Here is a 23,003-nt window from a genome sequence, read left to right on the forward strand (position 1 = left end):
GGAAGGCGAGGAGGGCATACTGGGCCTTCAAACACCACTCGACCGGAAGGTTCTGAGAGAGCGTGTGCGGTCTGCTTGGCCTGGTCTGCCCCTCTGAACTCGACGCCGACGCGGCCCGTAACGCGGTCGACGCGGCCCTGCGCTGCCAGCGGCACCGCGGCCCCGACGAGAGCGGCACTTGGGCCGACCGCGGGGTGATCTTCGGCTTCAACCGGTTGTCGATCGTCGACATCGCACACTCCCACCAGCCCCTGCACTGGGGCCCGGTGGACGCGCCGAACAGGTACACGATCCTGTTCAACGGTGAGGTCTACAACTACCTGGAGCTGCGCGCCGACCTCAAGCGCGAGTTCAACCTGAAGTTCGCCACCGACGGCGAGGCCGAGGCGATGGTGGCGGCGTACCACTTCTACGGCCCCGAGGTGGTCAAGCGCTTCCGCGGCATGTTCGCGTTCCTGATCTGGGACTCGCACAGGCAGACGCTGTTCGGCGCACGTGACCCGTTCGGCATCAAGCCGCTGTTCTACGCCTCCGGCCCTGGCGGGATGGCGTTCGCCAGCGAGAAGAAGAGCCTGCTGGCGCTGGGCCGCACGCTGGGCATGTCGCCGCGGCTGGACAAGACGGCACTGCAGCATTACATGGTGCTGCAGTACGTGCCCGAGCCGGAGACCATGCACGACACGGTCCGGCGGATCGAGTCCGGCACGTCGTTCACGGTCACGCCGGACGGCACGATGACCATGACCCGGTACTTCGACCCGGTGTTCCGGCCGTTGTCGGTCAGCCAGTACGAGTCCGGCCGCCTGCACTCGGACATCGCCGCGGTGATGCGCGACTCGGTCGCCAAGCACATGCGCGCGGACGTCACGGTCGGCTCGTTCCTGTCCGGCGGGATCGACTCCACCGCGATCGCGGCACTGGCCAAGCAGCACAACCCGGACCTGATCACGTTCACCACCGGGTTCGAGCGCCAGGGCTACTCCGAGGTGGACGTCGCGGCCGAGTCCGCGGCGGCGATCGGCGTGAAGCACGTGGTCCGCACGGTGTCGCCGCAGGAGATGATGGACCACCTGCCGTTGATCGTCTGGTACCTGGACGACCCGGTGGCCGACCCGGCGCTGGTGCCGTTGTGGTTCATCGCCCGCGAGGCACGCCAGTACGTGAAGGTGGTGCTCTCCGGCGAAGGCGCGGACGAGCTGTTCGGCGGCTACACGATCTACCGCGAGCCGATCTCGCTGGCGCCGTTCGAGAAGGTGCCGGGCGCGTTGCGCAAGGCGATGGGCAACCTGTCGACGAAGCTGCCGGAAGGCAAGCGCGGCAAGGACCTGCTCCGCCGCGGCGCGCTCAAGCTGGAGGAGCGCTACTACGGCAACGCCCGGATCTTCCGGGACGACCAGATCCAGAAGGTGCTGCGCACGTTCAACCCGTCGATCGGGCACATGGACGTGACCGCGCCGCACTACCGGGCGTCGAAGGACTGGGACCCGGTGACGCGGATGCAGCACGTGGACCTGTTCACGTGGTTGCGCGGTGACATCCTGGTCAAGGCCGACAAGGTGACCATGGCCAACTCGCTGGAGCTGCGGGTGCCGTTCCTGGACCCCGAGGTCTTCAAGATCGCCGCGAAGATCCCGCTCGAGCAGAAGATCACCAAGGAGACCACGAAGTACGCGCTGCGGGCCGCGTTGCGCGACATCGTGCCCGCGCACGTGATCAACCGCCGCAAGCTCGGCTTCCCGGTGCCGATCCGGCACTGGCTGCGGGAGGAGCTCTACGAGTGGGCCGCCGGGATCATCCGTGACTCGGCGACCGACCCGTTCCTGGACAAGGCCGCCGTGCTGGAGATGCTCGAGGAGCACCGCCGCGGCGACCTCGACCACAGCCGCCGGTTGTGGGCGCTGCTGGTGTTCATGATCTGGTACGGCATCTTCGTCGAAGGCCGGATCCGCCCGCAGGTCCCCGAGCCGCGCTACCCGGTCCGTCTCTGATGGTCACCCCTCGTGAGTGTTTAGCCGTGTTCTAACCCCGACAAACACTCACGAGGGTTTTCAGAAGGCGAAGCCGCCGGGGCGGCCGTTGCGGTCGGCGATCAGGCCCGCGATGGTCGCGATGGCGATCTCGGGCGGCGTACGGGACCCGATGTTCAGGCCGACCGGCCGGTGCACCCGGGCGATCTGCTCGTCGGGGACGCCCAAAGCCTTGAGCGCCTGCACATGTGGGCCTTCGTGCCGAGGATTGCCCATCACGCCGACCCACCGGACCGGATGGGCCAGCACGTCACGCAACACCGTGCCCAGCTCGTCCCGGTGGTGGTTGGTCACGACGACGTCGTAGGACTCGTCGAGCGATGGCAGTGCGGAAGACGGCTCGTAGACGAACGCCTCGTAGCCGAGGTCTTTCGCGTACCGCACCAGGTGCTGGGCCACGGGCGTGTCGAACACCGCGACCAGACCGCGGTGTCCGACCTCAGCGGGAACAGTGCCGTGCGCTACGTCGCAGGACGGATCGCCACTCATGCCCTCATCATGGCAGTACCTAGGGCAGTACGGCCCCGATGTCCTGGGCGGCTTCCGGCCCGAAGGCGCCGCTGATGCGCGTGAGTGCCTCGGCGGAGTCGAACGTCCACTCCTGCGGTCCCATCGTCTCCAGGACGAGCACAGCGATGTAGGACCCCAGCTGGGCGGCCCGTTCCAGGTCCAGGCCGTGCGACAGGCCGGCCAGGAACCCGGCGCGGAACGCGTCGCCGACACCGGTCGGGTCGGCCTTCGCCAGCTCGGGCACCGCGGTCACGTGCACGACCGGGCCCCTGCGGTCGACGATCTCCGCGCCCTTCTCGCCGAGCGTGGTGATCCGCATGCCGACCTGGTCGAGCACCTCGGCCTCGGTCCAGCCGGTCTTCTTCAGCAGCAACTCCCACTCGTAGTCGTTGCTGAACAGGTACTTCGCGCCGACGACGAACTCACGGACCTGCTCGCCGGTCATCCGGGCCAGCTGCTGCGACGGGTCCACCGCGAACGTGTAACCGCGCTGACGGCACTCGTGCGCGTGCCGGATCATGGCCTCGGGGTCGTCCGGGCTGATCATCACCAGGTCCAGCTCACCGACCTGGTCGACGATCGGCTTGAGCTCGATCAGCCGCGACTCGGCCATCGCGCCGGCGTAGAACGAGGCGATCTGGCACATGTCCTCGTCGGTCGTGCAGACGAACCGGGCGGTCTGCGCGGTCTCCGAGATGTGCACGCCGCGGCAGTCCACGCCGTGGCGCTCCAGCCAGGAGCGGTAGTCGGCGAAGTCCTTGCCCGCCGCGCCGACCAGGACCGGGTTGCAGCCGAGCACACCCATTCCGAACGCGATGTTGGCGCCGATCCCGCCGCGCCGGACCTGCAGGTCGTCCACGAGGAAGCTGAGCGAGAGCCGGGCGATCTGCTCGGGCATGATCTGCTCGCCGAAGCGGCCCGGGAAGTGCATCAGGTGATCACTGGCGATGCTTCCGGAAACGGCAACGGGCACTTTGCCCTCCTGTCTTGTTCGGGCGACTACGTCCGGCAGCCAGGGGTGGCCCAGTCCACCCGCCAGGGTGGTTCGTCGGCTGCCTCAGCACACTACCGGTTGGTAAGACTGGGCAGCTGGAAAACGGCTCAATAACGTGACGTCCGTGCACATCACCGAGGCCGATTCGATCGACGAGCTGATCGCCGACTGCGCCGACATCCCACCGTCCGTCCGCCGTCACGAGACCCGGGCGCCGCTGCCCAGGCAGGCGCCCGTGTGGGAGGTCACCGAGGGCTGTCACGCCCAGGTGCGGGATATCGACGAGTACGTCTAGAACAGCGGAAAGGGCCGCTGCCGGTGACCGGCGGCGGCCCTTTCCGTGGCTGCTCGGTACTTACTGCTCAGTGGAACGAGTCGCCGCAGGCGCAGGACCCGGTGGCGTTCGGGTTGTCGATCGTGAACCCCTGCTTCTCGATGGTGTCCACGAAGTCGATCACGGCACCCTCGACGTACGGCGCGCTCATCCGGTCCACGGCCACCTTCAGGCCGCCGAAGTCGCGGTAGAGGTCGCCGTCGAGCGAGCGCTCGTCGAAGAACAGCTGGTAGCGCAGACCGGCGCAGCCCCCGGGCTGGACGGCGATCCGCAGGTGCATGTCGTCGCGACCCTCCTGCTCGAGCAGTGCCTTGGCCTTGCTCGCGGCAGTATCGGTCAACGTCACGCCGTGCGTGGTCGCCGCTTCGGTCGTGTTCTCCTGCGCGGTCGTCATGACACTCCCTTGAAGATCCGACTACAGCGGTGCGAACACATCGCCATGGTGTCTTGTTCCATGGTGACACACATGTCCGGCTGGACAGCTGTCATGCCGACCACTGGGACGCCACGTGCCCGGCCAGCGCCGAAAGGGTGCCCGCCGGGTCGGCGAAGGCCGCCTCGACCGAGCCGGCGTGCTCGACCACGGCGTACGCGGCCTCGATGCCCGCCGCGGCGGCCTCCCGGCGGCCCACGCTCACCTGACCGGCGAGCACCAGGCACGGCAGGCCGCGTCCGGCGGCCGCCGATGCGACGGAAGTCACAAGTTTGCCCCGCAGCGACTGCCAGTCGAAGCTGCCTTCGCCGGTGAGCACGAGCCGCGCACCGGCCATCGCCTCGTCCAGTCCGGTCAGGTCCCGCACCAGGTCCGCACCGGACACCCGGGTCGCCCCCAGCAGGAACAGCCCGTAGCCCAGGCCGCCCGCGGCACCGGCACCCGGCTGGTCCCGCAGGTGAGGGCCCTTTTTCGCGGAGAAATCGGTCAGCCGCTGCTCCAGTTCGTCGACGTCCTGCGGGGACGCGCCCTTCTGCGGCCCGAACGTGTGGGCCGCGCCGTGCGGTCCGAGCAGGGGGTTCTCCACGTCGGTCGCGGCGATCAGCTTGGGCCAGTCGCCTGCCGGCGCCGTGACTTCCAGCATTCCTTGTCCGCCGTCGGTCGTGGCCGAACCGCCCAGACCGATGACGATCGTGTGTACGCCTGCATCGCGCGCGGCGACCATCAGCTCGCCGACGCCACGCGTGGTGGCGTCGAGCGGGCGGCGGTCGGCTTCAGGTACCAGGTGCAGGCCGTTCGCCTGTGCCGATTCGACATAGGCCGTTCCATCGTGTTCGAGCCATGTGGCCGTCAGGGGCTCGCCGAGTGGGCCGGTGACCTCGAGGGAGTGCGGCGTGCCACCGAGCACGGTGTGCAGCACGTCCACGAAGCCTGGGCCGCCGTCGGTGAGCGGACGGAGCACCAGCTCGTCGTCAGGGGCAGCCGCGTGCCACCCGTCGGCCATCGCCTGGGCGGCCTCCGGGGCGGACAGCGTGCCGCCGAAACAGTCAGGAGCGATCAGTACGCGCACGGATCGCAGCGTATCCGGCGAACCACCCGATCAGGGCTTGTCATAACCTATGGGACGTGAGGTTCCTGCGCCGCAATTCAGCCGAGAAGGCCGACGACACCGCTGTCGAGGAGACAGGTGTGGATGTCGAGGAGCCCACGGCCAAAGCCTTCACGCCCGCCAAGGGCAAGCCGACGCCGAAGCGCCGCGACGCGGAGGCACGCCGGCGTGGCCCGGTCGCGCCCGCGCCGAAGACGACGCGCGAGGCCATGCGCCGTGCCAAGCAGACCCGTCCGTCGAAGGACGAGCGCCGGGCCGCGGCGGCGGAGCGCCGTGAGCGGATGATGGCGGGCGACGACAAGTACCTGATGCCGCGCGACCGTGGCCCGGTCAAGGCGTACGTCCGTGACGTGGTGGACTCGCGGCGCAACCTGCTCGGCCTGTTCATGCCGCTGGCGATCGTCGTGTTCGTCGCGCTGCTCGTGCCGAACCCCGCGCTGCAGAACTACGCGACGCTGCTGTGCCTGGCGATGCTGCTGATGATGATGTTCGAGGGATTCCTCAACGGCCGCCGGGTGGCCAGGATGGCCAGGGAGAGGTTCCCGAAGGAGACCATCCGCGGGGCGTCCATCGGCTGGTACGCGTTCGTGCGGGCGAGCCAGATCCGCAAGCTGCGGGTGCCCAAGCCGCGGCTGAAGCCGGGCGACCCGATCCCCCGCTGACACGACGGCCGGGACAACGGCTGGGACAACGTGGGAGGAACCTCCAGGGGCGGCGCCCCTGGAGGTTCCTGTTTCTCATGGCGTGTGCGTCAGCCGCGGGTCGGTGACGACGACCTCGTCGAGAACCGAGTCGATCTTGTCGAGCAGATCGGACTCCAGCACCTTGCCTGCCGCCTTGACGTTCTCGGTGACCTGCTCGGGCCGGGAGGCGCCGATGATCGCCGAGGCGACGTTCTTGTTCTGCAGCACCCAGGCGACCGCGAGCTGGGCCAGCGTCAGACCGGCCTCCTCGGCCAGCGGCCTGAGCCGCTGCACGCGCTCCAGGACGTCGTCCCGCAGCCACCGGGCGACGAAGTTCTTGCCCGACTCGTCGGTGGCCCGGGAGCCCTCCGGCACCGGCTGGCCGGGCAAGTACTTGCCGGTCAGCACGCCCTGCGCGATCGGCGAGAAGACGACCTGGCTCAGGCCCTCCCGCTCGGACGCGGGGATGATCTGCGGCTCGATCACCCGCCACAGCATGGAGTACTGCGGCTGGTTGGAGATGAACGGCACCTGCAACTCGCGGGCCAGCGCGGCGCCGCGGGTGATCTGCTCGGCGTTCCACTCCGAGACACCGATGTAGAGGACCTTGCCCTGCCGCACGAGGTCGGCGAAGGCCAGCATGGTCTCCTCGAGCGGAACGGTCCGGTCGAACCGGTGCGCCTGGTAGACGTCGATGTAGTCGGTCTGCAGCCGCTTGAGCGACGCGTTCGCCGACTCGATGATGTGCTTGCGGCCGAGGCCGCGGTCGTTGGGGCCGCCAGGGCCCGTCGGCCAGTAGACCTTGGTCAGGATCTCCAGGCTCTCCCGGCGCTCACCGGCCAGCGCCCGCCCGAGCACGGACTCCGCAGCGGTGTTGGCGTACACGTCGGCGGTGTCGAACGTGGTGATCCCGGCGTCCAGAGCAGCCCGCACGCAGGCGTTCGCCTGCTCCTCCTCAATCTGGGACCCGTGCGTCAGCCAGTTGCCGTACGAGATCTCACTGACCGTCAGTCCACTGCGACCCAGTCTCCGAAACTCCATGCGGACAACGTAGTCCCCAACTCATTCGCAACGCTAATCAACCCGGCGGGCTGGTCAGGACGCCACGGCGCACACGACCAGGACCACTGTGACGGTCAGTTCGCAGGCGGCGCCGAGGATGTCGCCGGTGATGCCACCGAGGCGCCGCCGGATGTGCGCGGTGACCACGACCAGGGCCGCGGCCGCCACGACAACCGCCAGCGGCCCGGCCCACAGGCGGGACGGGACCACGGGAACCGCCGCGGCCGCCAGGACCACGAACCAGCCGACGGGCACGTACACCGGTTGAGACCCGGCCACGAGCGCGCCGAGCCCTTCCGGACGTGCCGCGGGCATGCCGTGACGGCAGCACCACGAGAACGCGGCACGCCCGGCCGCGAAGGCCAGCACGACCGCTCCCCAGTGGACAGTCGCCAACGAAACCGCTTGCAGCCCAAGGACGACGATCAACGCCACGACAGCGAACGCGCCGACTCCGCCCTCCCGCATCACGGCCAGCGCACGCTCAGGCGGTCCGTAACACCCCAGGCCGTCCGCCGTGTCGGCAAGGCCGTCGAGGTGCATGCCTCGTGTCGCCAGAGCCACCAGACCGACGCAGAGGAAGCCGCCAAGCAGACCGTGGACTCCCTGCAACACAGCGGCCACAAGCAGCCCCAGGACAGCCCCGACGACGGGGGCGACGGCGATCGCCCGGCGCGCGGCCCGGGCGTCGACGTGGCCCGGCCGCAGCGGCAGAACCGTCAGCCAGGAGAAGGCAAGCAGCACTAGCTGGCCGGGCCGGAGACGTCGGCGTCCTGGAACGTCGCCATCTCCGCCAGGATCCGGGTCGCCATCGCCACCAACGGCAACGCCGTCACCGCACCGGAGCCCTCACCGAGGCGCATCTCCATGTCGAGCAACGGTTCCAGGCCGAGCTGTTCGAGGGCCAGCTGGTGCGAGGGCTCGGTGGACCGGTGGCCCGCGACCCACCAGAGCCGGGCGCCCGGAGCGAGCTCCTCGGCCACCAGTGCGGCTGCCGTGGACACCACGCCGTCCAGGATCACCGGCGTCCTGCGGACCGCCGCCTGGGCGAGAAACGCGGCCATCGCGGCGATGTCGGCACCTGCCGAGGTGCGCAGCAACGCCATCGGTTCGGCGCTGACCGGGCGGGCGCGGCGCAGTGCGTCACGGATCGCGGCCGTCTTGCGCATCCACGTCTGGTCGTCGATGCCGGTGCCACGGCCGACCACCGCGACGGGCTCGGCGCCGGTCAGCGCGGCCACGAGCACAGCGGCCGGGGTGGTGTTGCCGATGCCCATGTCGCCGGCGATCAGCAGGTCCGCGCCGCCGTCGACCTCCTGGTCGGCGATGGTCTTGCCCGCTTCGACCGCGGCCTTGACCTCGTCCTCGGTCAGCGCGTCCTCGACGTCGATCGAGCCCGAGCCCTGCCGGACCTTGAACTCCGTCACCTGGTCCGGCGCTGTCACGCCGGACGCCACCGACATGTCGACCACGCGGACCGTGGCGCCCGCGGACGCCGCGAGCACGTTCACGGCCGCGCCACCGGCGAGGAAGTTCGCCACCATCTGCCCGGTGACCTCGGCCGGATACGCCGACACGCCCTTGGTCGCGACGCCGTGGTCACCCGCGAACACCACCACCCGGGGCCGGGTGAACGGCTTGGGCGGGCAGACGCCCTGGCACGACGCCACCCACACCCCGAGCTCCTCGAGCCTGCCCAGCGCGCCCGCCGGCTTGGTCAGCCGGTCCTGCCTGGCCAGCGCATCGCGCCTGGCCGAATCGTCGGGTGGGGAAACGTACGGGAACACCCCGAACCTCCGTTAACGCAACCGCATCGGAATACCGGCCACGAGCAGAAGGACCTCATCGCACCGTTGCGCCAACGCGGTGTTGAGGGCACCGAGCTCGTCACGGAAGAGCCTGCCAGAGCGCGTGTGCGGCACGACGCCCAGGCCGACCTCCGACGACACGAGCACCACGCGCGCCTCCGTCGCCGCGACCGCCTCGACGAGCATGGCGCCTTCCCGGCGCACCAGGTCCAGGCCGGCGCCCTCCCAGGCGCCCGCGGCGTCCATCACGCCGGTCAGCCACGTGGCGACGTCGTCGACCAGCGTCGCGCCCTTCGCCGCACGCACCACGTCGGCGAGTTCACGCGACGCCTCGACCGTGCGCCACGTGTGCGGACGGCGTGCGATGTGCGCGTCGATCCTCGCCGTCCACTCAGGATCAGTCGGGTCCCGGCGGCCGGTGGCCACGTACAGGACTTCTTCGTCGGCGGGGAGCAGGCCCTCCGCGTGCGCCGACTTGCCGGATCGTGCCCCGCCCAACACAAGTGTCCTGCGCGTCACATGTCCCTCACGTCGCCGGGTGACATAGCCTCGGGCCAAAACTACCGCCCCACGGGAGTCGACGTGGACTATCGCTGGCGCTGCCAGGACGCACGTGGCCGGGACGTCCCCGGCGACGAGACCGTGTTCGCCGACCAGACCGAGGCCGAGGACTGGCTCAGGGACTCCTGGCGGGAGCTGCTCGCCGCCGGAGTCGACCGGGTGACGCTGTTACACAACGAAGCCGAGGTCTACGGCCCGATGTCCCTGCACAGCTCGTGAGTGTTTATCCGGGTTCTAACCCTGACAAACACTCACGAGGGGGGTTCAGGCCAGGCGGTGCAGCCAGTTGTGGGTGTCCGGGGCGGCGCCGCGCTGCAGGTCGTTGAGGGCCTGCCGGAGCTTCATCGTCACCTCGCCGGGCTGTCCGCCCGCGATCGTGAACTCGCCCGCGGCGCTCTTCACCGACCCGACCGGGGTGATCACCGCGGCCGTGCCGCAGCCGAAGACCTCGGTCAGCTCACCGGACTCGGCCTTCTTCTCCCACTCCTCTGTGGACACCCGGCGCTCCTCCACTGTGTACCCGTGGTCACGGGCCAGCGTGAGCAGGCTGTCGCGGGTGATGCCGGGCAGCAGCGAGCCGGACAGCTCCGGGGTCACCAGCCGGTCGCCGAACACGAAGAACAGGTTCATCGCGCCGACTTCCTCGACCCAGCGGCGTTCCACGGCGTCCAGCCAGACCACCTGGTCGCAGCCCTGCGCCACGGCCTGCGCCTGCGCGACGAACGAGGCCGCGTAGTTGCCGGCGCACTTGGCCGCGCCGGTCCCGCCGGGCGCCGCGCGCACGTAGTCGTCGCACAGCCACACCTTCACCGGCTTGACGCCGCTGGCGAAGTACGGGCCCGCGGGCGAGGCGATCAGCGCGTACAGGTAGTGGTTCGCGGGCCGGTTCACGCCCAAAGTGGACTCGTCGGAGATCATGAACGGCCGCAGGTACAGCGAAGCCTCGGCGCGGTCGGGCACCCAGCGGCCGTCCACGGCCAGCAACTGGTGCAGCGACTCGATGAACAGCTCGGTCGGCAGCTCCGGCATGGCCATCCGGCGCGCGGAGTTCTGGAACCGCTCGGCGTTCGCCTCGGGACGGAACGCCACGGTCGAGCCGTCGGCGTGCCGGTAGGCCTTGAGGCCCTCGAAGATCGCCTGGCCGTAGTGCAGCACGGTGGCGGCCGGGTCAAGCGTGAGGGGGTGGTACGGCTCGAGCGCGGCGGAGTGCCAGCCCTGGTCGTGGCTCCAGCGAATGGTCACCATGTGGTCGGTGAAGTGCTGTCCGAAGCCAGGATTGGCCAATACCTCCGCGAGCCGCTCCGGGGTCGCCGGGTTCGGGCTGGAGGTCTGGGTGAACGACAGCATGGACGTCATGCCAGTACGTTAGTCGGCGTTAGCGTCGAAGAAAATCGCTATCCCGAGGATCGGACGTCCTACTTTCGAGTACCCCGGCCTTCCGGGCACACCGCCTTTTCGAGCACCGCCTTTCGAGTACACCGCGGCCACGGCATGCCCGGCACTACGATGACGTCGTGGACTACACACGGAAGAACGCGGTAACCGCGGGCCCGGGCTCCGACTTCCGGGTCGCCACGCTCGGCGCGATGATGCCGTTCGGTGCCGGGCTGCTGGTGCTCGTCGGCTACGCGTGGATGGGCGTCTTCGGCGTCATCCTGGCCGTGCTCGGCGGGGTCTGGTGGGCGGTGTGGTGGCGCCGCAAGCACAAGAAGTTCTTCCCACGGGACGTCGAGAGTGGGCCGTTCGTGCTCACCATCGTGCTCATGGTCATCCTGTTCATCGCGGCGCTCGCCAGCATCTAGCCCCGGTCGGGTCAGGTCACCGGACGTGCGTCTGCACGAACGGTGGCTTGACGACCTCGCAGCGCAGTTCGCGGCCGCGCACGTCCAGGGTGACCTCGGCGCCGAACTCCACACCGGCCGACGTGTCGATCAGCGCCAGCGCGATCCCGGTCTTCAGCGTCGGGGAGAACGTGCCGGACGTGGTCACGCCGATCCGCTTGCCGTCGGCGTCCAGCACGGCCATCTCCGGCCGCGGCACGCCCCGCTCCAGCGCGCGCAGGCCGCGCAGCCGGCGTGCGGGCTCCTTGCGTTCGGCCATGAGCGCCGCACGGCCCCAGAACTCGTCCTTCGACCAGCCGACCGCCCAGGTGGACCCGGCCTGGACCGGGCTGATGTCCAGCGACAGCTCGTGGCCGTGCAGCGGGTAGCCCATCTCGGTGCGCAGCGTGTCACGGGCGCCCAGGCCGCACGGCACGCCGCCCGCCTCACGCAACGCCTCCCATACGGCAGGCGCGTCGTTCCACGCCGGGATGAGCTCGTAGCCGTGCTCACCGGTGTAGCCCGTGCGGCATACACGGACCTTGATGTCACGCCAAGCCGCGTCGCGGTACGCCATGTACTCCAGCTCGGTGGGCAGGCCGAGCGTCTTGAGCAGCTCGGCCGACCGCGGGCCCTGGACGGCCAGCACGGCGTGCTCCCGGTGCTCGTCGGTGACTGAGATGCCCTCCGGCGCCGCGGCGACCAGCCGGCGCGCCACCTCGGCGGTGTTCGCCGCGTTCGGCACGAGGAACACGTCGTCCGGGCTGACCAGGTAGGCGATGATGTCGTCGACCGTGCCGCCGGTCTCGGTGCAGCACAGGGTGTACTGGGCCTTGCCCGGGGCGATCCGGCCGAGGTCGTTGGTCAGGCACCGGTTGACGAACCCGGCCGCGCCCGGCCCGGCGACCCGGACCTTGCCGAGGTGGGACACGTCGAAGATGCCGGCGTTCTCGCGGACGGCCGTGTGCTCGGCGACCACACCGGTCTTGTACTGGATCGGCATCTCCCAGCCCCCGAACGGGGCGAAGGTGGCGTCAAGGCTCGCGTGCAGGTCGTGCAAGGGCCCTCGTAGCAGCTGCTCAGTCACGTCACGGAACTTACAGGCCCGGCTAGTTGCGGGCGTACCTCGACGTGACGGCACCCGCGAGACACCCCACAACCATCACGAGCACCACGACGACCAGGTACTTGACCGACATGTTCATCCCGACGAGCACGGAGAACCCGAGTCCGAAACACGCCGCTCGACGCGGCCACGCGCGCTCCGCGGGCATGAGCAGGCGGGCGGACGCGTTGGTGAACGCGTAATAGAACAGCAGCAGACAGGCGGAGACGCCGATCGCCTGCGGCGGGTTGAGCAGGGCCGCTGCCATCGCCACGGCCAAGCCGCTGATCACCGCGGCGGGCGCGGACACGCCCCGTTCTCCGACGATCGCCAGCGACGGTGGGACGTCGGAGAACTCCGCCATGGCGCTGAGCGTGCGGCGGATCGAGCCGATCGCCAGCAACAGCCCGAACAGTGTGGCGATCCCGGCGACGCCCGACATCAGCGGCTGCAACAACTGCGCGTCGGCTGCCGCGAGCGCGTCCAGCAGCGGCGCGGGAGACAGCGCCAACCGTGGTCCGCCGAGTTGGTACAGCGCGGCGCCCCCGACGGCCAGCGCGGCCACGAGCGCGCCGACCAGCATCACCGGGATGGCCACGCGCATCTGGCGGACCGTGTACTCCTGCTGGGACGACGACGTGACCCGTTCGAAGCCGAGAAACCCGAAGAACATCAGACCGGCCGCGGTCAGCAGCCCACCCGGGTCGTCCTTGCCGGCGATGTCCGGCGGCAACGGCAACGCAGGCGGTGGCGCGATGGCGAACGACACGGCCACGAACAACGCGAGCCCGGCCAGCGTGATCACGAGCACCGCGATCATCACACCCCGTGACGGCCGCATCCCCAGCGCGTCGGCGAGCATCGCGACCAGGCTCACCGCGATCGCCGCGACCACGGGGTGCTGCGGGACGACGTACACGCCGAAGGTGCCCGCGATCGCGGCACCGGCGACGATCCGGCCGACGAGCACTGTGCTGCCGGCCATCCGGCCAGGCAGAACGCCCAGCTGGTGGCGGGTGTAGAGGTAGCCGCCGCCCACCCCGACGAACCGGCGCGACTGGTCGGACGTGGAGAACGCCCCGCATAACGCGGTGAGAAAGGCGATGACGGCACCGGCCAGCAGCCACGTCCCGGCCGCGGCGGCCGCGGGCGCGATGGCGGCCAGCAGCCCGGCTCCCAGCATCGCGGACAGCCCTGGCACCACGCCGGCGGTGGCCTTACGCCGATCGGGGACTGCTTGTCGCACCGGCACACAGTGACAGACCGGCCCGGTGTGATGGAACAGCACCGGGGTTGGTTCACTCGATCTCGCCATCACCCTGCCGGGTCACGGACCCTGGCCGGGTCGTTAGCATGCGTCACTATCCACCGTCCGACGAGGAGTAGCCAGTGACCGCCCCCAAACTCGCCCTGTCCGACAACGCAGTCACCGACATCACCGCCGACGTCGTGGTGATCGGGACAGTGCAGCAGGACGGCGGAGGCTTCACCCTCGCTCCGGGTGCTGAGGCCGTCGACGCCGTCTTCGATGGTTCCCTGGTCGACGTGCTGACCAGCCTCGGCGCCGGCGGCAAGGCCGAAGAGGTCGTGAAGGTCCCGACGCTCGGCAGGCTGAAGGCAGGCGTCGTGCTCGCCGTGGGCCTGGGCAAGGCCGACCCGACGGCCGAGCAGGTACGGCGTGCCGCCGGTGCCGCCGCCCGCGCGCTGACCGGCGTGAAGCGTGCCCACAACTTCCTGTCGGTCGTGGACCTGCGGGCCGCGATCGAAGGCACCGTGCTGGGGGCGTACACGTTCACCCAGTACAAGTCGGAAGCCGGTGAGGGCCCGGTCGGCCGCGTCGACTTCGCCTCGCCGAACACCAAGGAGACGAAGGCGGTCCTGAAGACCGCGACCGCGATCGCCGAGGCGGTGGCCACGGCCCGTGACCTGATCAACACCCCGCCGAACGACCTGTTCCCGGCATCCTTCGCCGAGCGCGCGGTCAAGCTGGGTGAGGCGGCCGGCCTGACCGTCGAGGTGCTCGACGAGAAGGCGCTGCGCAGGGGCGGCTACGGCGGCATCCTGGGCGTCGGCAGCGGCTCGGCGCGGCTGCCGCGGCTGGTCCGGCTGTCCTACAAGGGCCCCAAGGCGGCCAAGAAGGTCGCCCTGGTCGGCAAGGGCATCACGTTCGACACCGGCGGCATCTCGATCAAGCCCGCGGCCAACATGGAGGAGATGACCTCCGACATGTCCGGCGCGGCGGCCGTCGTGGCCTCGGTCGTGCTGGCGGCGAAGCTGAAGTACCCGCTCGAGGTGATCGCGACCGTGCCGATCGCCGAGAACATGCCGTCCGGCACCTCGTACCGCCCGGGTGACGTGCTCACCATGTACGGCGGCAAGACCGTCGAGGTGCTGAACACCGACGCCGAGGGCAGGCTGATCCTGGCCGACGCGATCGTGCGCGCGGGCGAGGACGACCCGGACTACCTGATCGAGACGGCGACCCTGACCGGCGCCCAGGTCGTCGCACTGGGCAAGCGGACCGCGGGCGTGATGGGCTCGGACGACTTCCGCGACCGCGTGGCCCGCATCGGCCAGTCGGTCGGCGAGAACGCGTGGGCCATGCCGTTGCCGGACGAGCTGCGGTCCGACTTGGACTCCCGGGTGGCGGACCTGGCGAACGTGACGGGCCACCGTTGGGGCGGAATGCTCGCGGCAGGCCAGTTCCTGAAGGAGTTCGTCCCGGACGGCCTGGACTGGGCACACATCGACGTCGCAGGCCCGGCGTACAACAGCGGCGGCGCCTACGGCTACACAACCCGCGGCGGCACAGGCGTTCCCGTCAGGACAATCGCGGCGGTCCTGGCGGACATCGCGGAAAACGGCTGAAAGCCTCGTGAGTGTTTATCGGGGTTCTAACCCTGATAAACACTCACGAGGGGGTTTCAGCAGCAGCTGGCTGGGCCGCAGGAACCGCCTCGGGACGCGACCATCGGGCAGGCGTAGCCGTAGTCCGGGTGCGGGACGAGCGGCAGGCGTTGCCGGTCGCCCGGGCCCACCTTGACCTTCACCGGGCCACCGGTGACGAGCTGGACGTTCGTGCCGCTGTCCTGTGCGTCATAGGCGCCCTTGGTCAGCGACACGATCTCCACGCCGCGGGAGATGTCGGCGACGAAGACGTTGCCCTTGTGCCAGTACGGTGCCCAGGAGGTCGCCGCGTCCGGCCGCCAGTACGCGATCTGGATCGGCTTGGCCGGGTTGGAGATGTCAAGGAACCGGGTTCCCTGCTCGTACCAGGAGTAGGCGACGATCCGCTGCTGCACGTCGAAGTAGTGCGCGGAACACGTGACGTCACCGGGAAGTGTGCCTTCCTGGTCGTCCGGGCTCCACACGCCGACGGTCTTCATCTCCTTCGGCGTGCTGCCCCAGCCTTCGCCGTTCTCCGTGCCCCGCAGGGACGAGATGACGAACCGGCCCTGGTCCTTGCACGTCGACGACCCGAACGCCTCCTCGGTGTGCAGCAGCAGGCTGCCCGCCGGGTTCTCCCGTGTCGGCCTCGGCCCGTCGGCCAGGGTCCGGCCGGCCGGGCGGAACGAGTTGTGCGTGAACCGGGTCGGCATGTCGATCTTCGGCACGTTTCCGCCCGCGTACGGGATCGGGTCCACCGCGGTGGCCTTGCGGATCTTGCCGGTCAGCGGATCGCGGTGCCAGCCGTCGGTCCAGTAGCCACGGGTGCCGTCGTCGCCGGCCACCCACGCGATCCCCTGCGCGTCGACCTGGACGTCGTGCGTGATCTTGCCCTGGCCGCGCACGTCCACCGAGACCGGCAACTCCTTGGGGTTACGGGGATCGCGGATGTCCGTGACGAAGATCCGGCCGGTGTTGTCGGCCGAGCGGTCGCGCCCGGCCGTCCACAGGTACTGGCAGTCGTTGACACACGTGCTGGTGTGGCCGGTGTTCTGCCGGTGGAACGTCAGGATCCGCAGATCCGCCGGGTTCACCGCGGACACGATGTAGTTGCCCGTCGGCCGGTCGCCGGGCAGCGCGCGACCGAACGAGTTCACCTCACGGGCCAGGAACGCGAGCTTGCGTTTCGGGTCGACGTTGATGTCCTCGTTCTCCCAGAAGCGTTGCGACGGGTCGTCGCCGGGCAACGCCATTTCCTGCTTGGTCAGGTGGTCGAGTTCCCTCGGCTTGTCCACGTCGGTCACGTCGAACGTCTTCAACCCGAACTCGCCGCTGACGAACGCGACGTCCTGGCGGCCGTACTGGGCGAACGCGATCGAGATCGCCCGCTCGGTGCCGGGCAGTGTGGTGCGCAGCCGCACGTTCTTGGCCGCCGCCGCGAGGCGTACCTCCTCGACGCCGTCCTGCTGGGCGTCCTGGGGCGCCGCCGACGCGTCCTGCACAGTCAGGGCCATCATCAGGCCCGCAGTCAACGCAGTGAGCACTCTCATGCACCGAGCGTGGCAAAGCCGCCGTGCGCCAGCTACGTCCGAACGTCTGGTGCCGGACACGTGGAAGGCCCCGCACCGGGAGCGGTGCGGGGCCTTCCAGGTACCGCTTAGAGGCCGAGCTCGGCCTCGAAGTTGCCTTCCTGCAGGCGACGCTTGATGGTCGTCAGGAAACGACCGGCGTCCGCCCCGTCCACCAGGCGGTGGTCGTAGGTCAGCGACAGGTAGACCATCGAGCGGACGGCGATCGTGTCGTCGCCGTTCTCGTCGGTGATCACCACCGGGCGCTTGACGACCGCGCCGACGCCCAGGATGCCCACCTGCGGCTGCAGGATGATCGGGGTGTCGGACAGCGCGCCCGCGGTGCCCAGGTTGGTCAGCGAGAACGTGCCGCCCGCCAGCTCCTCGGGCTTGATCTTGTTCGACCGGGCCCGCGCGGCCAGGTCGGCGATCTTGTGCGCGAGACCGGTCAGGTTCAGGTCACCGGCGTTGTGGATCACCGCGTTGAGCAGGCCGCGCTCGGTGTCGATCGCGATCCCGAGGTGCTCGGCGCCGTGGTAGGTGACCTCCTTGGCCTCCTCGTTGATCGACGCGTTGAGCTTCGGGTGCTGCTTGAGCGCCTCGACCGTCGCCTTGGCGAAGAACGGCAGGAACGTCAGCTTGACGCCCTCCCGCGCCTGGAACGAGTCCTTGGCGCGCTGCCGCAGCCGGGCGACCTTGGTGACGTCCACCTCGAACAGCTGCGTGAGCTGGGCCGAGACCTGCAGCGACTCACGGGTGCGCTGCGCGACGATCTGACGCAGCCGGGAGAGCTTCTCGGTCTTGCCCCGCAGTGCCGACGCCTCGGGCGACGGCGCCGCCGACGGAGCGGAAGGAGCCGACGGAGCGGAAGCCGGTTCCGGCTTGGGCTCGGGCTTCCTGGCGGCCTCGACCGCGGCGAGCACGTCCTGCTTGCGGATCCGGCCGCCGACACCGGTGCCGGTCACCTTGGCCAGGTCGATGCCGTTCTCCGACGCCAGCTTGCGCACCAACGGCGTGACGTACGGGGCGTCGCCCCGGTCGCCGTTGTTCGCGGCGGCGGGCTGCGGAGCCGGTTCGGGCTTGGGTTCCGGCTTGGGTTCCGGCTTGGGCTCCGGCTTCGGTGCCGGTGCTGGGGCCTGCGCGGCGGGCTCGGGCTTGGGTTCCGGCTTCGGCTCCGGCTTGGGGGCCTGCGGTGCCGGTTCCTGCTTGCCGGGCGCGGCGTCGGCCGAGCCGATCACCGCGAGCTGCCCGCCGACCTCGACGGTGTCGTCCTCGTTCGCGGTGATCTCCAGCAGGGTGCCGGCCACCGGGGACGGGATCTCGGTGTCCACCTTGTCGGTGGAGACCTCCAGCAGCGGCTCGTCGACCGCGACCGAGTCACCGACCTGCTTGAGCCAGCGGGTCACGGTGCCCTCGGTGACGCTCTCGCCGAGCTCCGGCATGGTCACCGGCGTACCCGGCGCCGAGCCACCGCCGGACGACGCACCGGAGCCCGAGGACGCCTGCGGCGCCGGGGCCTCCTGTGCCTCCTCGGCGGGCTGCGCCGGTGCCTGCGGCTCGGACTCGTCGACCTGTGCCTCGGCCGAGCCGGTGTCGCCACCGTCGTCGGAGCCCGAAGCACCGGAGCCGTCGCCGATCACGGCGAGTTCCGCGCCGATCTCGACGGTCTCGTCCTCCTGGGCGACGATGCGCTCGAGCACACCGGCGGCGGGCGACGGGATCTCGGTGTCGACCTTGTCGGTGGAGACTTCCAGCAAGGGCTCGTCGACCTCGACGGTGTCGCCCACCTGCTTCAGCCACCGGGTGACCGTGCCTTCGGTGACACTCTCACCGAGGGCCGGCATCTGGACGGAGAAGGCCATGGTTTCGCTTACTCCTCGTGCGTTTGAGCTTGGCTGACCTCGAGCCCGTGCGTCAGCCGTGCACGTGCAGGGGCTTGCCGGCAAGGGCGAGGAAGGCCTCGCCAATGGCTTCGGTCTGCGTTGGGTGTGCGTGGATCAGCGGGGCGACGTCTTCGGGGTACGCCTCCCAGCCGTAGATCAGCTGCGCCTCACCGATGAGCTCCCCGACTCGCTCACCGACCAGGGTCATGCCGACCACGGGGCCGTCCGGTGCCTTGATCACCTTCACGCCCCCGGACGTCTTCAGGATCTTGCTCTTGCCGTTTCCGGCCAGGTCGTAGACCAGCGTCTGCACGTCGCCGTACTTCTCCCTGGCGGCGGCCTCGGTCAGGCCGACCGACGCCACCTCCGGCTTGCAGTACGTCACGCGCGGGATGCCCGCCTCGTCGATCACCTTCGGGTTCTGGCCGGCGATCTGCTCGGCCACGAAGATGCCCTGCTGGAAGCCGCGGTGCGCGAGCTGCAGGCCGGGGACGATGTCGCCGACGGCGTACACGTTCGGCAGGTTGGTGCGCAGCCGCTCGTCGGTGAGCACGAAACCGCGGTCCATCTTGACCCCGGCCTCCTCGTAGCCCATCGCCGCAGTGTTCGGGCCACGGCCGACGGCCACCAGCAGCAGGTCGGCCTCGAACTGCTCGCCGGACTCCAGCGACACGGTGACCGCGTCACCGGTCTGGGTCGCGCCGGTGAACCGCACGCCGGTCTTGAACTTGATGCCGCGCTTGCGGAAGGCGCGCTCAAGCTGCTTGGACGCGTACTCGTCCTCCAGCGGGACCAGCCGGGGCAGGGCCTCGACGATGGTCACCTCGGCGCCGAACGAGCGCCACACGCTGGCGAACTCGACGCCGATCACGCCGCCGCCGAGCACGACGACCCGCTCGGGCACGTGGTCGAGGTTCAGCGCCTGGTCGGACGTGATGATCCGGCCGCCGATGTCGAGGCCGGGCAGCGTCTTGGCGTACGACCCGCTGGCCAGCACCACGTTCTTGCCGGTGTAGCGGGTGCCGTCCACGTCGACCGCGTTGGGCGCGACGAACGTGCCGGTGCCCTCGACCATCTTGACCTTGTTCAGCTTCGCCAGGCCCTGCAGGCCCTTGTAGAGCTGGGCGATCACCCCGTCCTTGTACGAGTTCACGCCGTTGATGTCGATGCCTTCGAGCGAGCTCTTGACCCCGAACTGGTCACCTTCACGCACGTTGTCGGCGATCTCGGCGGCGTGCAGCAGCGCCTTGGTGGGGATGCACCCCCGATGCAGGCACGTCCCGCCCAGCTTGTCCTTCTCCACCACGATCACGGAAAGGCCGAGCTCAGCGGCGCGAAACGCGCAGGCATAACCGCCGGACCCGCCACCCAGGATCACCAGGTCTGCGGAGGTGTCACTCACAAGGTCTCCTCGACAGCTTCGTCTCTTTCGGGCCAGCCCGCGTACGCCCCCTGGCCCGACCACACGCCATCTTGTCACTTCATCGGGCAGGCTTGCGAACTGGCCAGGTGTGTCGGACCGGTGCACAGGTGTGTCTCAGGTCGCCAGAGCAGAATGTCCGGTATAGGGCAGCTAGGGAGGTCGTCCAGGTGGGGATATTCGACAAACTGCGCCGCAAGCCGAAGCCGGGCGTGACACGGACCGCCACCTCGAAGGACACGGATCATCTGGCGGCGTGGGCGCAGGCCAGGCGTGGCGTCGAGGCGTACGTCGAACCGCGGACGAATGTGACACATACGACTGTGGTCCTTGTCGCGTTCGACGGCGAGTGGACCCGCAGGCGCATCGAGAACGAGGAGGCGGCGCGTCACCTCGGCAAGAAGCTCGGCATCCCGGTCTACGACGCGGGCATCGTCGGCTACCCGCAGCGGATGCGCGACTACACCCGCCGCAAGGCCGAGGAGGAGAAGCGCCGCAACGCCTGATCTGTCCGGTGATCCGGACCGAAGCGACTACTTCAGCGCGAAGGTGACACCCGGGGCCTCGGCGCGCGGCAGCCAGTGGTCGGCGACCGGCAGCGTGCCGTCCAGGGCCCTCAGCACGAGGTCCCGGGCCAGCGGCAGCACCTCGGCCACCGTGACGTCGCGGCCCAGTTCCCAGCTCAGTGACGTCACACCGGCGTCGCGGATGCCGCACGGCACGATCCGGTCGAAGGCCGACAGGTCGGCGTCGCAGTTGATCTCGAAGCCGTGCATCGTCACGCCGCGCTGCACGCGGATGCCGATCGCGGCGATCTTGCGCTCGGGGCCGCGGTCGTCGGCGGGCAGCCAGACCCCGCTGCGGCCTTCGACGCGCCCGGTCACCAGGCCTAACCGCGCGCAGACGGCGATCAGGGCCTCCTCGATCCGCCGCACGTACTGCACGACGTCGATCGGGTCGGCCAGCTGCACGATCGGGTAGCCGACCAGCTGGCCGGGGCCGTGCCAGGTGATCTTGCCGCCGCGGTCGACGTCGATGACCGGCGTGCCGTCGGCCGGGCGCTCATCGGGCTGGGTGCGCTTGCCGGCGGTGTAGACGGACGGGTGTTCGAGCAGCAGCAGGGTGTCGGGCCCGGTGCCCGCGGCGCGCGCCTCGGCGAGTTCGCGCTGCAGATCCCATGCGGCGAGGTAGTCGATAGTGCCGATCTCACGCGTGTCCACGGGTTGCGTGGAGGCACGGCAGGATATCTCGATCACTCTGAAACCCTACGCTCCTTCAGCGGGATCAAGTGCAAAGCGGCCGCGACGAGCAGTCCGATTCCCGTCACACCGACCGTGCCGCCGAGCACGTCGGTGACCCAGTGCACGTCGAGCAGCACCCGGCACGCGGCGGAGACGACCACGAGCACGACGGCGATCACCGTCACCCGGCGCAGCAGGTGCCGCGTCAGCCACCCGCACAGCACTATCCCGGTGAACGCGACGCTGGCCATCGACACCACGTGCCCGCTGGGATAGCTGAAGTCCACATAGTCGCGTGGGCGGTCCCGTTCGTACACGCCCTTGAACAGCGACACCATCCGGCACGCGGCCAGCAACACGATGGACCGCAACAGGACGTTGAACGTGTAGGCGTCTCGCCGGTACCAGACCGCCCAGAACACGAGGACCAGGAACATCACGATCGGCAGGACCGGCCCGAGCAGGTCGGACACCACCCACACGACGTCACCGGCAGGCGTCAGCCAGAAACCCTCCAACGCGTCGGCCACGGCCAGGTCCAGCGGCCAGGCCGAGTCGTGCACCCAGTACCCCAGCAGCAGGAACAGCGCGAGCAGCGCGAATCCCCATGCGTAGGCACGGATCAACGCTTCGCCACCGATCCCAACGCTTCGTCCACGGTGTTGTACTGGAATGTGAAGCCGTTGTCCTGCAGGGCCTTCGGGATGATGTGCTGGCTGGCCAGCGCGCCTTCGTCGGCGAGTTCGCCGAGCGCGAGCCGCAGCGCGAACTTCGGCGCGACCCATGGTGCGGGCCTGCCCATCGCGCGACTCAGCGCACGCGTGAACTCCGCGTTGGTCACGGGGTTGGGCGCGGTCATGTTCACGGGCCCGTGCAACGACTCCGTGGCCAGGATGTGCAGCATCGCGTTGATCTGGTCAGTGTGGTGGATCCACGGCATGTACTGACGGCCGTCACCGAGCCGCCCGCCGAGCATGACCGAGAACAGTAACCGCAGCGGCCCGAGCAGCCCGCCTTCCTTGCTGAGCACGAGCCCGGTCCGCAGGAGCGCCACGCGGGCGCCCGCGTCGGCGGCGGGCCGCGTGGCGGCTTCCCACTCCTTGCACATCTGAGGCAGGAAACCGGTGCCCGCCGGCGTGGTCTCGTCGACGACCCGGCCACCGGTGTCGCCGTAGTAGCCGACCGCGGAAGCGTTGACCAGCAACGGAATGCCGTGCTCGGCGACCGCGGCGGCGAGCACCTCGGTCGGCTCGACCCGGCTGTTGAGCAACAGCTGCTTACGCGCGTTGCTCAGCCTGGTCAGCGTGATGGGCGCGCCGCAGAGGTTGATGACCGCCTCGGCACCGTCCAGGGCACCGTCCTCGATCCTGGCCGCGGGCGGGTCCCAGGTCCGCTCGTCCGGCGCGGAGGACGGGCGGCGCACTAACCGCAGCACCTCGTGCCCTTCGCGTCGTAGCGCCGAAACGAGCTCAGTCCCGATCAAGCCGGACGACCCGGCGACGACGACGCGCATGGGCCCGATCCTAATGAGGGACGTCCGAACGCGCCGATCCGCCCGTC

Annotated in this window: 24 protein-coding genes; 7 read left to right on the forward strand and 17 right to left on the reverse strand. The window is 69.6% G+C overall.

Annotation, left to right across the window (positions count from 1 at the left end; all coding sequences use genetic code 11):
• The first annotated feature begins 62 nt into the window (after window positions 1-62).
• The gene (asnB, locus tag GC106_RS28740; RefSeq protein WP_173137067.1) at window positions 63-1,988 is read left to right on the forward strand and encodes an asparagine synthase (glutamine-hydrolyzing); all 1,926 of its coding nucleotides are present in this window, start codon (window positions 63-65) and stop codon (window positions 1,986-1,988) included.
• Window positions 1,989-2,048: 60 nt separating this feature from the next.
• On the opposite strand, the gene GC106_RS28745 is transcribed toward asnB, so the two are convergent.
• Together GC106_RS28745 and GC106_RS28750 are read right to left on the reverse strand one after the other, a co-directional pair.
• Complete coding sequence (locus GC106_RS28745; RefSeq protein WP_173137069.1) at window positions 2,049-2,516, reverse strand: XdhC family protein; 468 nt, start codon at window positions 2,514-2,516, stop codon at window positions 2,049-2,051.
• 19 nt (window positions 2,517-2,535) lie between these two features.
• The gene (locus GC106_RS28750) at window positions 2,536-3,468 is read right to left on the reverse strand and encodes a carbohydrate kinase family protein (RefSeq protein WP_173137173.1); all 933 of its coding nucleotides are present in this window, start codon (window positions 3,466-3,468) and stop codon (window positions 2,536-2,538) included.
• Between the two features lie 187 nt (window positions 3,469-3,655).
• Here GC106_RS28750 and GC106_RS28755 point away from each other — a divergent pair, with 187 nt between their 5' ends.
• Window positions 3,656-3,826 carry a hypothetical protein gene (locus tag GC106_RS28755; protein ID WP_173137070.1) on the forward strand — a complete coding sequence of 57 codons (171 nt, stop codon included), beginning with the start codon at window positions 3,656-3,658 and terminating at the stop codon, window positions 3,824-3,826.
• A 67-nt stretch (window positions 3,827-3,893) separates the two neighbouring features.
• Here the strand turns inward: GC106_RS28755 and GC106_RS28760 are convergent, their stop codons facing one another.
• Window positions 3,894-4,259, reverse strand: coding sequence for a HesB/IscA family protein (locus tag GC106_RS28760; protein WP_173137072.1), 366 nt, complete (start codon window positions 4,257-4,259; stop codon window positions 3,894-3,896).
• 91 nt (window positions 4,260-4,350) lie between these two features.
• The gene (locus tag GC106_RS28765) at window positions 4,351-5,367 is read right to left on the reverse strand and encodes a glycerate kinase family protein (RefSeq protein WP_173137074.1); all 1,017 of its coding nucleotides are present in this window, start codon (window positions 5,365-5,367) and stop codon (window positions 4,351-4,353) included.
• Between the two features lie 56 nt (window positions 5,368-5,423).
• Here GC106_RS28765 and GC106_RS28770 point away from each other — a divergent pair, with 56 nt between their 5' ends.
• The gene (locus tag GC106_RS28770; RefSeq protein WP_173137076.1) at window positions 5,424-6,068 is read left to right on the forward strand and encodes a DUF3043 domain-containing protein; all 645 of its coding nucleotides are present in this window, start codon (window positions 5,424-5,426) and stop codon (window positions 6,066-6,068) included.
• A 75-nt stretch (window positions 6,069-6,143) separates the two neighbouring features.
• On the opposite strand, the gene GC106_RS28775 is transcribed toward GC106_RS28770, so the two are convergent.
• From GC106_RS28775 to cobU, 4 genes are read right to left on the reverse strand one after another with little or no spacing between them, the layout of a single operon-like run.
• Window positions 6,144-7,130, reverse strand: coding sequence for an aldo/keto reductase family protein (locus GC106_RS28775; RefSeq protein ID WP_173137078.1), 987 nt, complete (start codon window positions 7,128-7,130; stop codon window positions 6,144-6,146).
• Between the two features lie 54 nt (window positions 7,131-7,184).
• The gene (locus tag GC106_RS28780) at window positions 7,185-7,895 is read right to left on the reverse strand and encodes an adenosylcobinamide-GDP ribazoletransferase (protein WP_173137080.1); all 711 of its coding nucleotides are present in this window, start codon (window positions 7,893-7,895) and stop codon (window positions 7,185-7,187) included.
• The gene (cobT, locus tag GC106_RS28785; protein ID WP_173137082.1) at window positions 7,895-8,938 is read right to left on the reverse strand and encodes a nicotinate-nucleotide--dimethylbenzimidazole phosphoribosyltransferase; all 1,044 of its coding nucleotides are present in this window, start codon (window positions 8,936-8,938) and stop codon (window positions 7,895-7,897) included. The genes GC106_RS28780 and cobT overlap by 1 nt, the downstream gene beginning before the upstream one ends.
• Window positions 8,939-8,950: 12 nt before the next feature.
• Window positions 8,951-9,460, reverse strand: a complete 510-nt coding sequence (gene cobU / locus GC106_RS28790) for a bifunctional adenosylcobinamide kinase/adenosylcobinamide-phosphate guanylyltransferase (protein ID WP_312872921.1) — start codon at window positions 9,458-9,460, stop codon at window positions 8,951-8,953.
• 81 nt (window positions 9,461-9,541) lie between these two features.
• Between cobU and GC106_RS28795 the strand changes: the two genes are divergently transcribed.
• On the forward strand, window positions 9,542-9,739 hold the full coding sequence (locus tag GC106_RS28795; protein ID WP_173137086.1) for a hypothetical protein: 198 nt from the start codon (window positions 9,542-9,544) through the stop codon (window positions 9,737-9,739).
• A 45-nt stretch (window positions 9,740-9,784) separates the two neighbouring features.
• Here GC106_RS28795 and GC106_RS28800 read toward each other — a convergent pair whose 3' ends face one another.
• Window positions 9,785-10,876, reverse strand: coding sequence for a branched-chain amino acid aminotransferase (locus GC106_RS28800; protein ID WP_173137088.1), 1,092 nt, complete (start codon window positions 10,874-10,876; stop codon window positions 9,785-9,787).
• A 158-nt stretch (window positions 10,877-11,034) separates the two neighbouring features.
• Here GC106_RS28800 and GC106_RS28805 point away from each other — a divergent pair, with 158 nt between their 5' ends.
• Window positions 11,035-11,322 carry a hypothetical protein gene (locus tag GC106_RS28805; protein ID WP_173137089.1) on the forward strand — a complete coding sequence of 96 codons (288 nt, stop codon included), beginning with the start codon at window positions 11,035-11,037 and terminating at the stop codon, window positions 11,320-11,322.
• Between the two features lie 16 nt (window positions 11,323-11,338).
• Here GC106_RS28805 and gcvT read toward each other — a convergent pair whose 3' ends face one another.
• On the reverse strand, window positions 11,339-12,427 hold the full coding sequence (gene gcvT / locus GC106_RS28810) for a glycine cleavage system aminomethyltransferase GcvT (protein WP_173137091.1): 1,089 nt from the start codon (window positions 12,425-12,427) through the stop codon (window positions 11,339-11,341).
• 22 nt (window positions 12,428-12,449) lie between these two features.
• Complete coding sequence (locus GC106_RS28815; RefSeq protein ID WP_173137094.1) at window positions 12,450-13,691, reverse strand: APC family permease; 1,242 nt, start codon at window positions 13,689-13,691, stop codon at window positions 12,450-12,452.
• Between the two features lie 143 nt (window positions 13,692-13,834).
• On the opposite strand from GC106_RS28815, the gene GC106_RS28820 reads away from it, so the two are divergent.
• Entirely contained in the window at window positions 13,835-15,313 is a 1,479-nt protein-coding gene (locus GC106_RS28820) for a leucyl aminopeptidase (protein ID WP_173137096.1), read from the forward strand.
• 56 nt (window positions 15,314-15,369) lie between these two features.
• Here the strand turns inward: GC106_RS28820 and GC106_RS28825 are convergent, their stop codons facing one another.
• The 3 genes from GC106_RS28825 to lpdA form a co-directional block, all read right to left on the reverse strand.
• Complete coding sequence (locus tag GC106_RS28825; RefSeq protein ID WP_173137098.1) at window positions 15,370-16,881, reverse strand: LVIVD repeat-containing protein; 1,512 nt, start codon at window positions 16,879-16,881, stop codon at window positions 15,370-15,372.
• Between the two features lie 107 nt (window positions 16,882-16,988).
• Complete coding sequence (sucB, locus tag GC106_RS28830; protein ID WP_173137100.1) at window positions 16,989-18,761, reverse strand: 2-oxoglutarate dehydrogenase, E2 component, dihydrolipoamide succinyltransferase; 1,773 nt, start codon at window positions 18,759-18,761, stop codon at window positions 16,989-16,991.
• Window positions 18,762-18,813: 52 nt separating this feature from the next.
• Window positions 18,814-20,184: a dihydrolipoyl dehydrogenase gene (gene lpdA, locus GC106_RS28835; RefSeq protein ID WP_173137102.1), complete on the reverse strand. Its 1,371-nt coding sequence runs from the start codon at window positions 20,182-20,184 to the stop codon at window positions 18,814-18,816.
• A 188-nt stretch (window positions 20,185-20,372) separates the two neighbouring features.
• Between lpdA and GC106_RS28840 the strand changes: the two genes are divergently transcribed.
• A complete protein-coding gene (locus GC106_RS28840) occupies window positions 20,373-20,708 on the forward strand; it encodes an oxidoreductase (protein WP_173137104.1) in 336 nt (111 codons plus the stop codon).
• Window positions 20,709-20,735: 27 nt separating this feature from the next.
• On the opposite strand, the gene lipB is transcribed toward GC106_RS28840, so the two are convergent.
• Genes lipB through GC106_RS28855 form a run of 3 tightly spaced genes read right to left on the reverse strand, consistent with a single transcriptional unit; the run spans window position 20,736 to window position 22,956 of the window.
• Window positions 20,736-21,449, reverse strand: a complete 714-nt coding sequence (gene lipB / locus GC106_RS28845; protein ID WP_173137175.1) for a lipoyl(octanoyl) transferase LipB — start codon at window positions 21,447-21,449, stop codon at window positions 20,736-20,738.
• A 5-nt stretch (window positions 21,450-21,454) separates the two neighbouring features.
• Window positions 21,455-22,069, reverse strand: a complete 615-nt coding sequence (locus GC106_RS28850) for a phosphatase PAP2 family protein (protein ID WP_173137106.1) — start codon at window positions 22,067-22,069, stop codon at window positions 21,455-21,457.
• Window positions 22,066-22,956, reverse strand: a complete 891-nt coding sequence (locus GC106_RS28855; protein ID WP_173137108.1) for a TIGR01777 family oxidoreductase — start codon at window positions 22,954-22,956, stop codon at window positions 22,066-22,068. The genes GC106_RS28850 and GC106_RS28855 overlap by 4 nt, the downstream gene beginning before the upstream one ends.
• Window positions 22,957-23,003 lie beyond the last annotated feature (47 nt).

It is taken from the genome of Kibdelosporangium persicum, from assembly GCF_013280595.1.
Taxonomy (GTDB): domain Bacteria; phylum Actinomycetota; class Actinomycetes; order Mycobacteriales; family Pseudonocardiaceae; genus Kibdelosporangium; species Kibdelosporangium persicum.

What these genes read in the sequence shown, in the direction of transcription:
- GC106_RS28745 (WP_173137069.1), bottom strand. Translation starts at nt 2,516, where the DNA reads ATGAGTGGCGATCCGTCCTGCGACGTAGCGCACGGCACTGTTCCCGCT.
- GC106_RS28750 (WP_173137173.1), bottom strand. Translation starts at nt 3,468, where the DNA reads ATGCACTTCCCGGGCCGCTTCGGCGAGCAGATCATGCCCGAGCAGATC.
- GC106_RS28760 (WP_173137072.1), bottom strand. Translation starts at nt 4,259, where the DNA reads ATGACGACCGCGCAGGAGAACACGACCGAAGCGGCGACCACGCACGGC.
- GC106_RS28775 (WP_173137078.1), bottom strand. Translation starts at nt 7,130, where the DNA reads ATGGAGTTTCGGAGACTGGGTCGCAGTGGACTGACGGTCAGTGAGATC.
- GC106_RS28800 (WP_173137088.1), bottom strand. Translation starts at nt 10,876, where the DNA reads ATGACGTCCATGCTGTCGTTCACCCAGACCTCCAGCCCGAACCCGGCG.
- GC106_RS28825 (WP_173137098.1), bottom strand. Translation starts at nt 16,881, where the DNA reads ATGAGAGTGCTCACTGCGTTGACTGCGGGCCTGATGATGGCCCTGACT.
- sucB (WP_173137100.1), bottom strand. Translation starts at nt 18,761, where the DNA reads ATGGCCTTCTCCGTCCAGATGCCGGCCCTCGGTGAGAGTGTCACCGAA.
- GC106_RS28855 (WP_173137108.1), bottom strand. Translation starts at nt 22,956, where the DNA reads ATGCGCGTCGTCGTCGCCGGGTCGTCCGGCTTGATCGGGACTGAGCTC.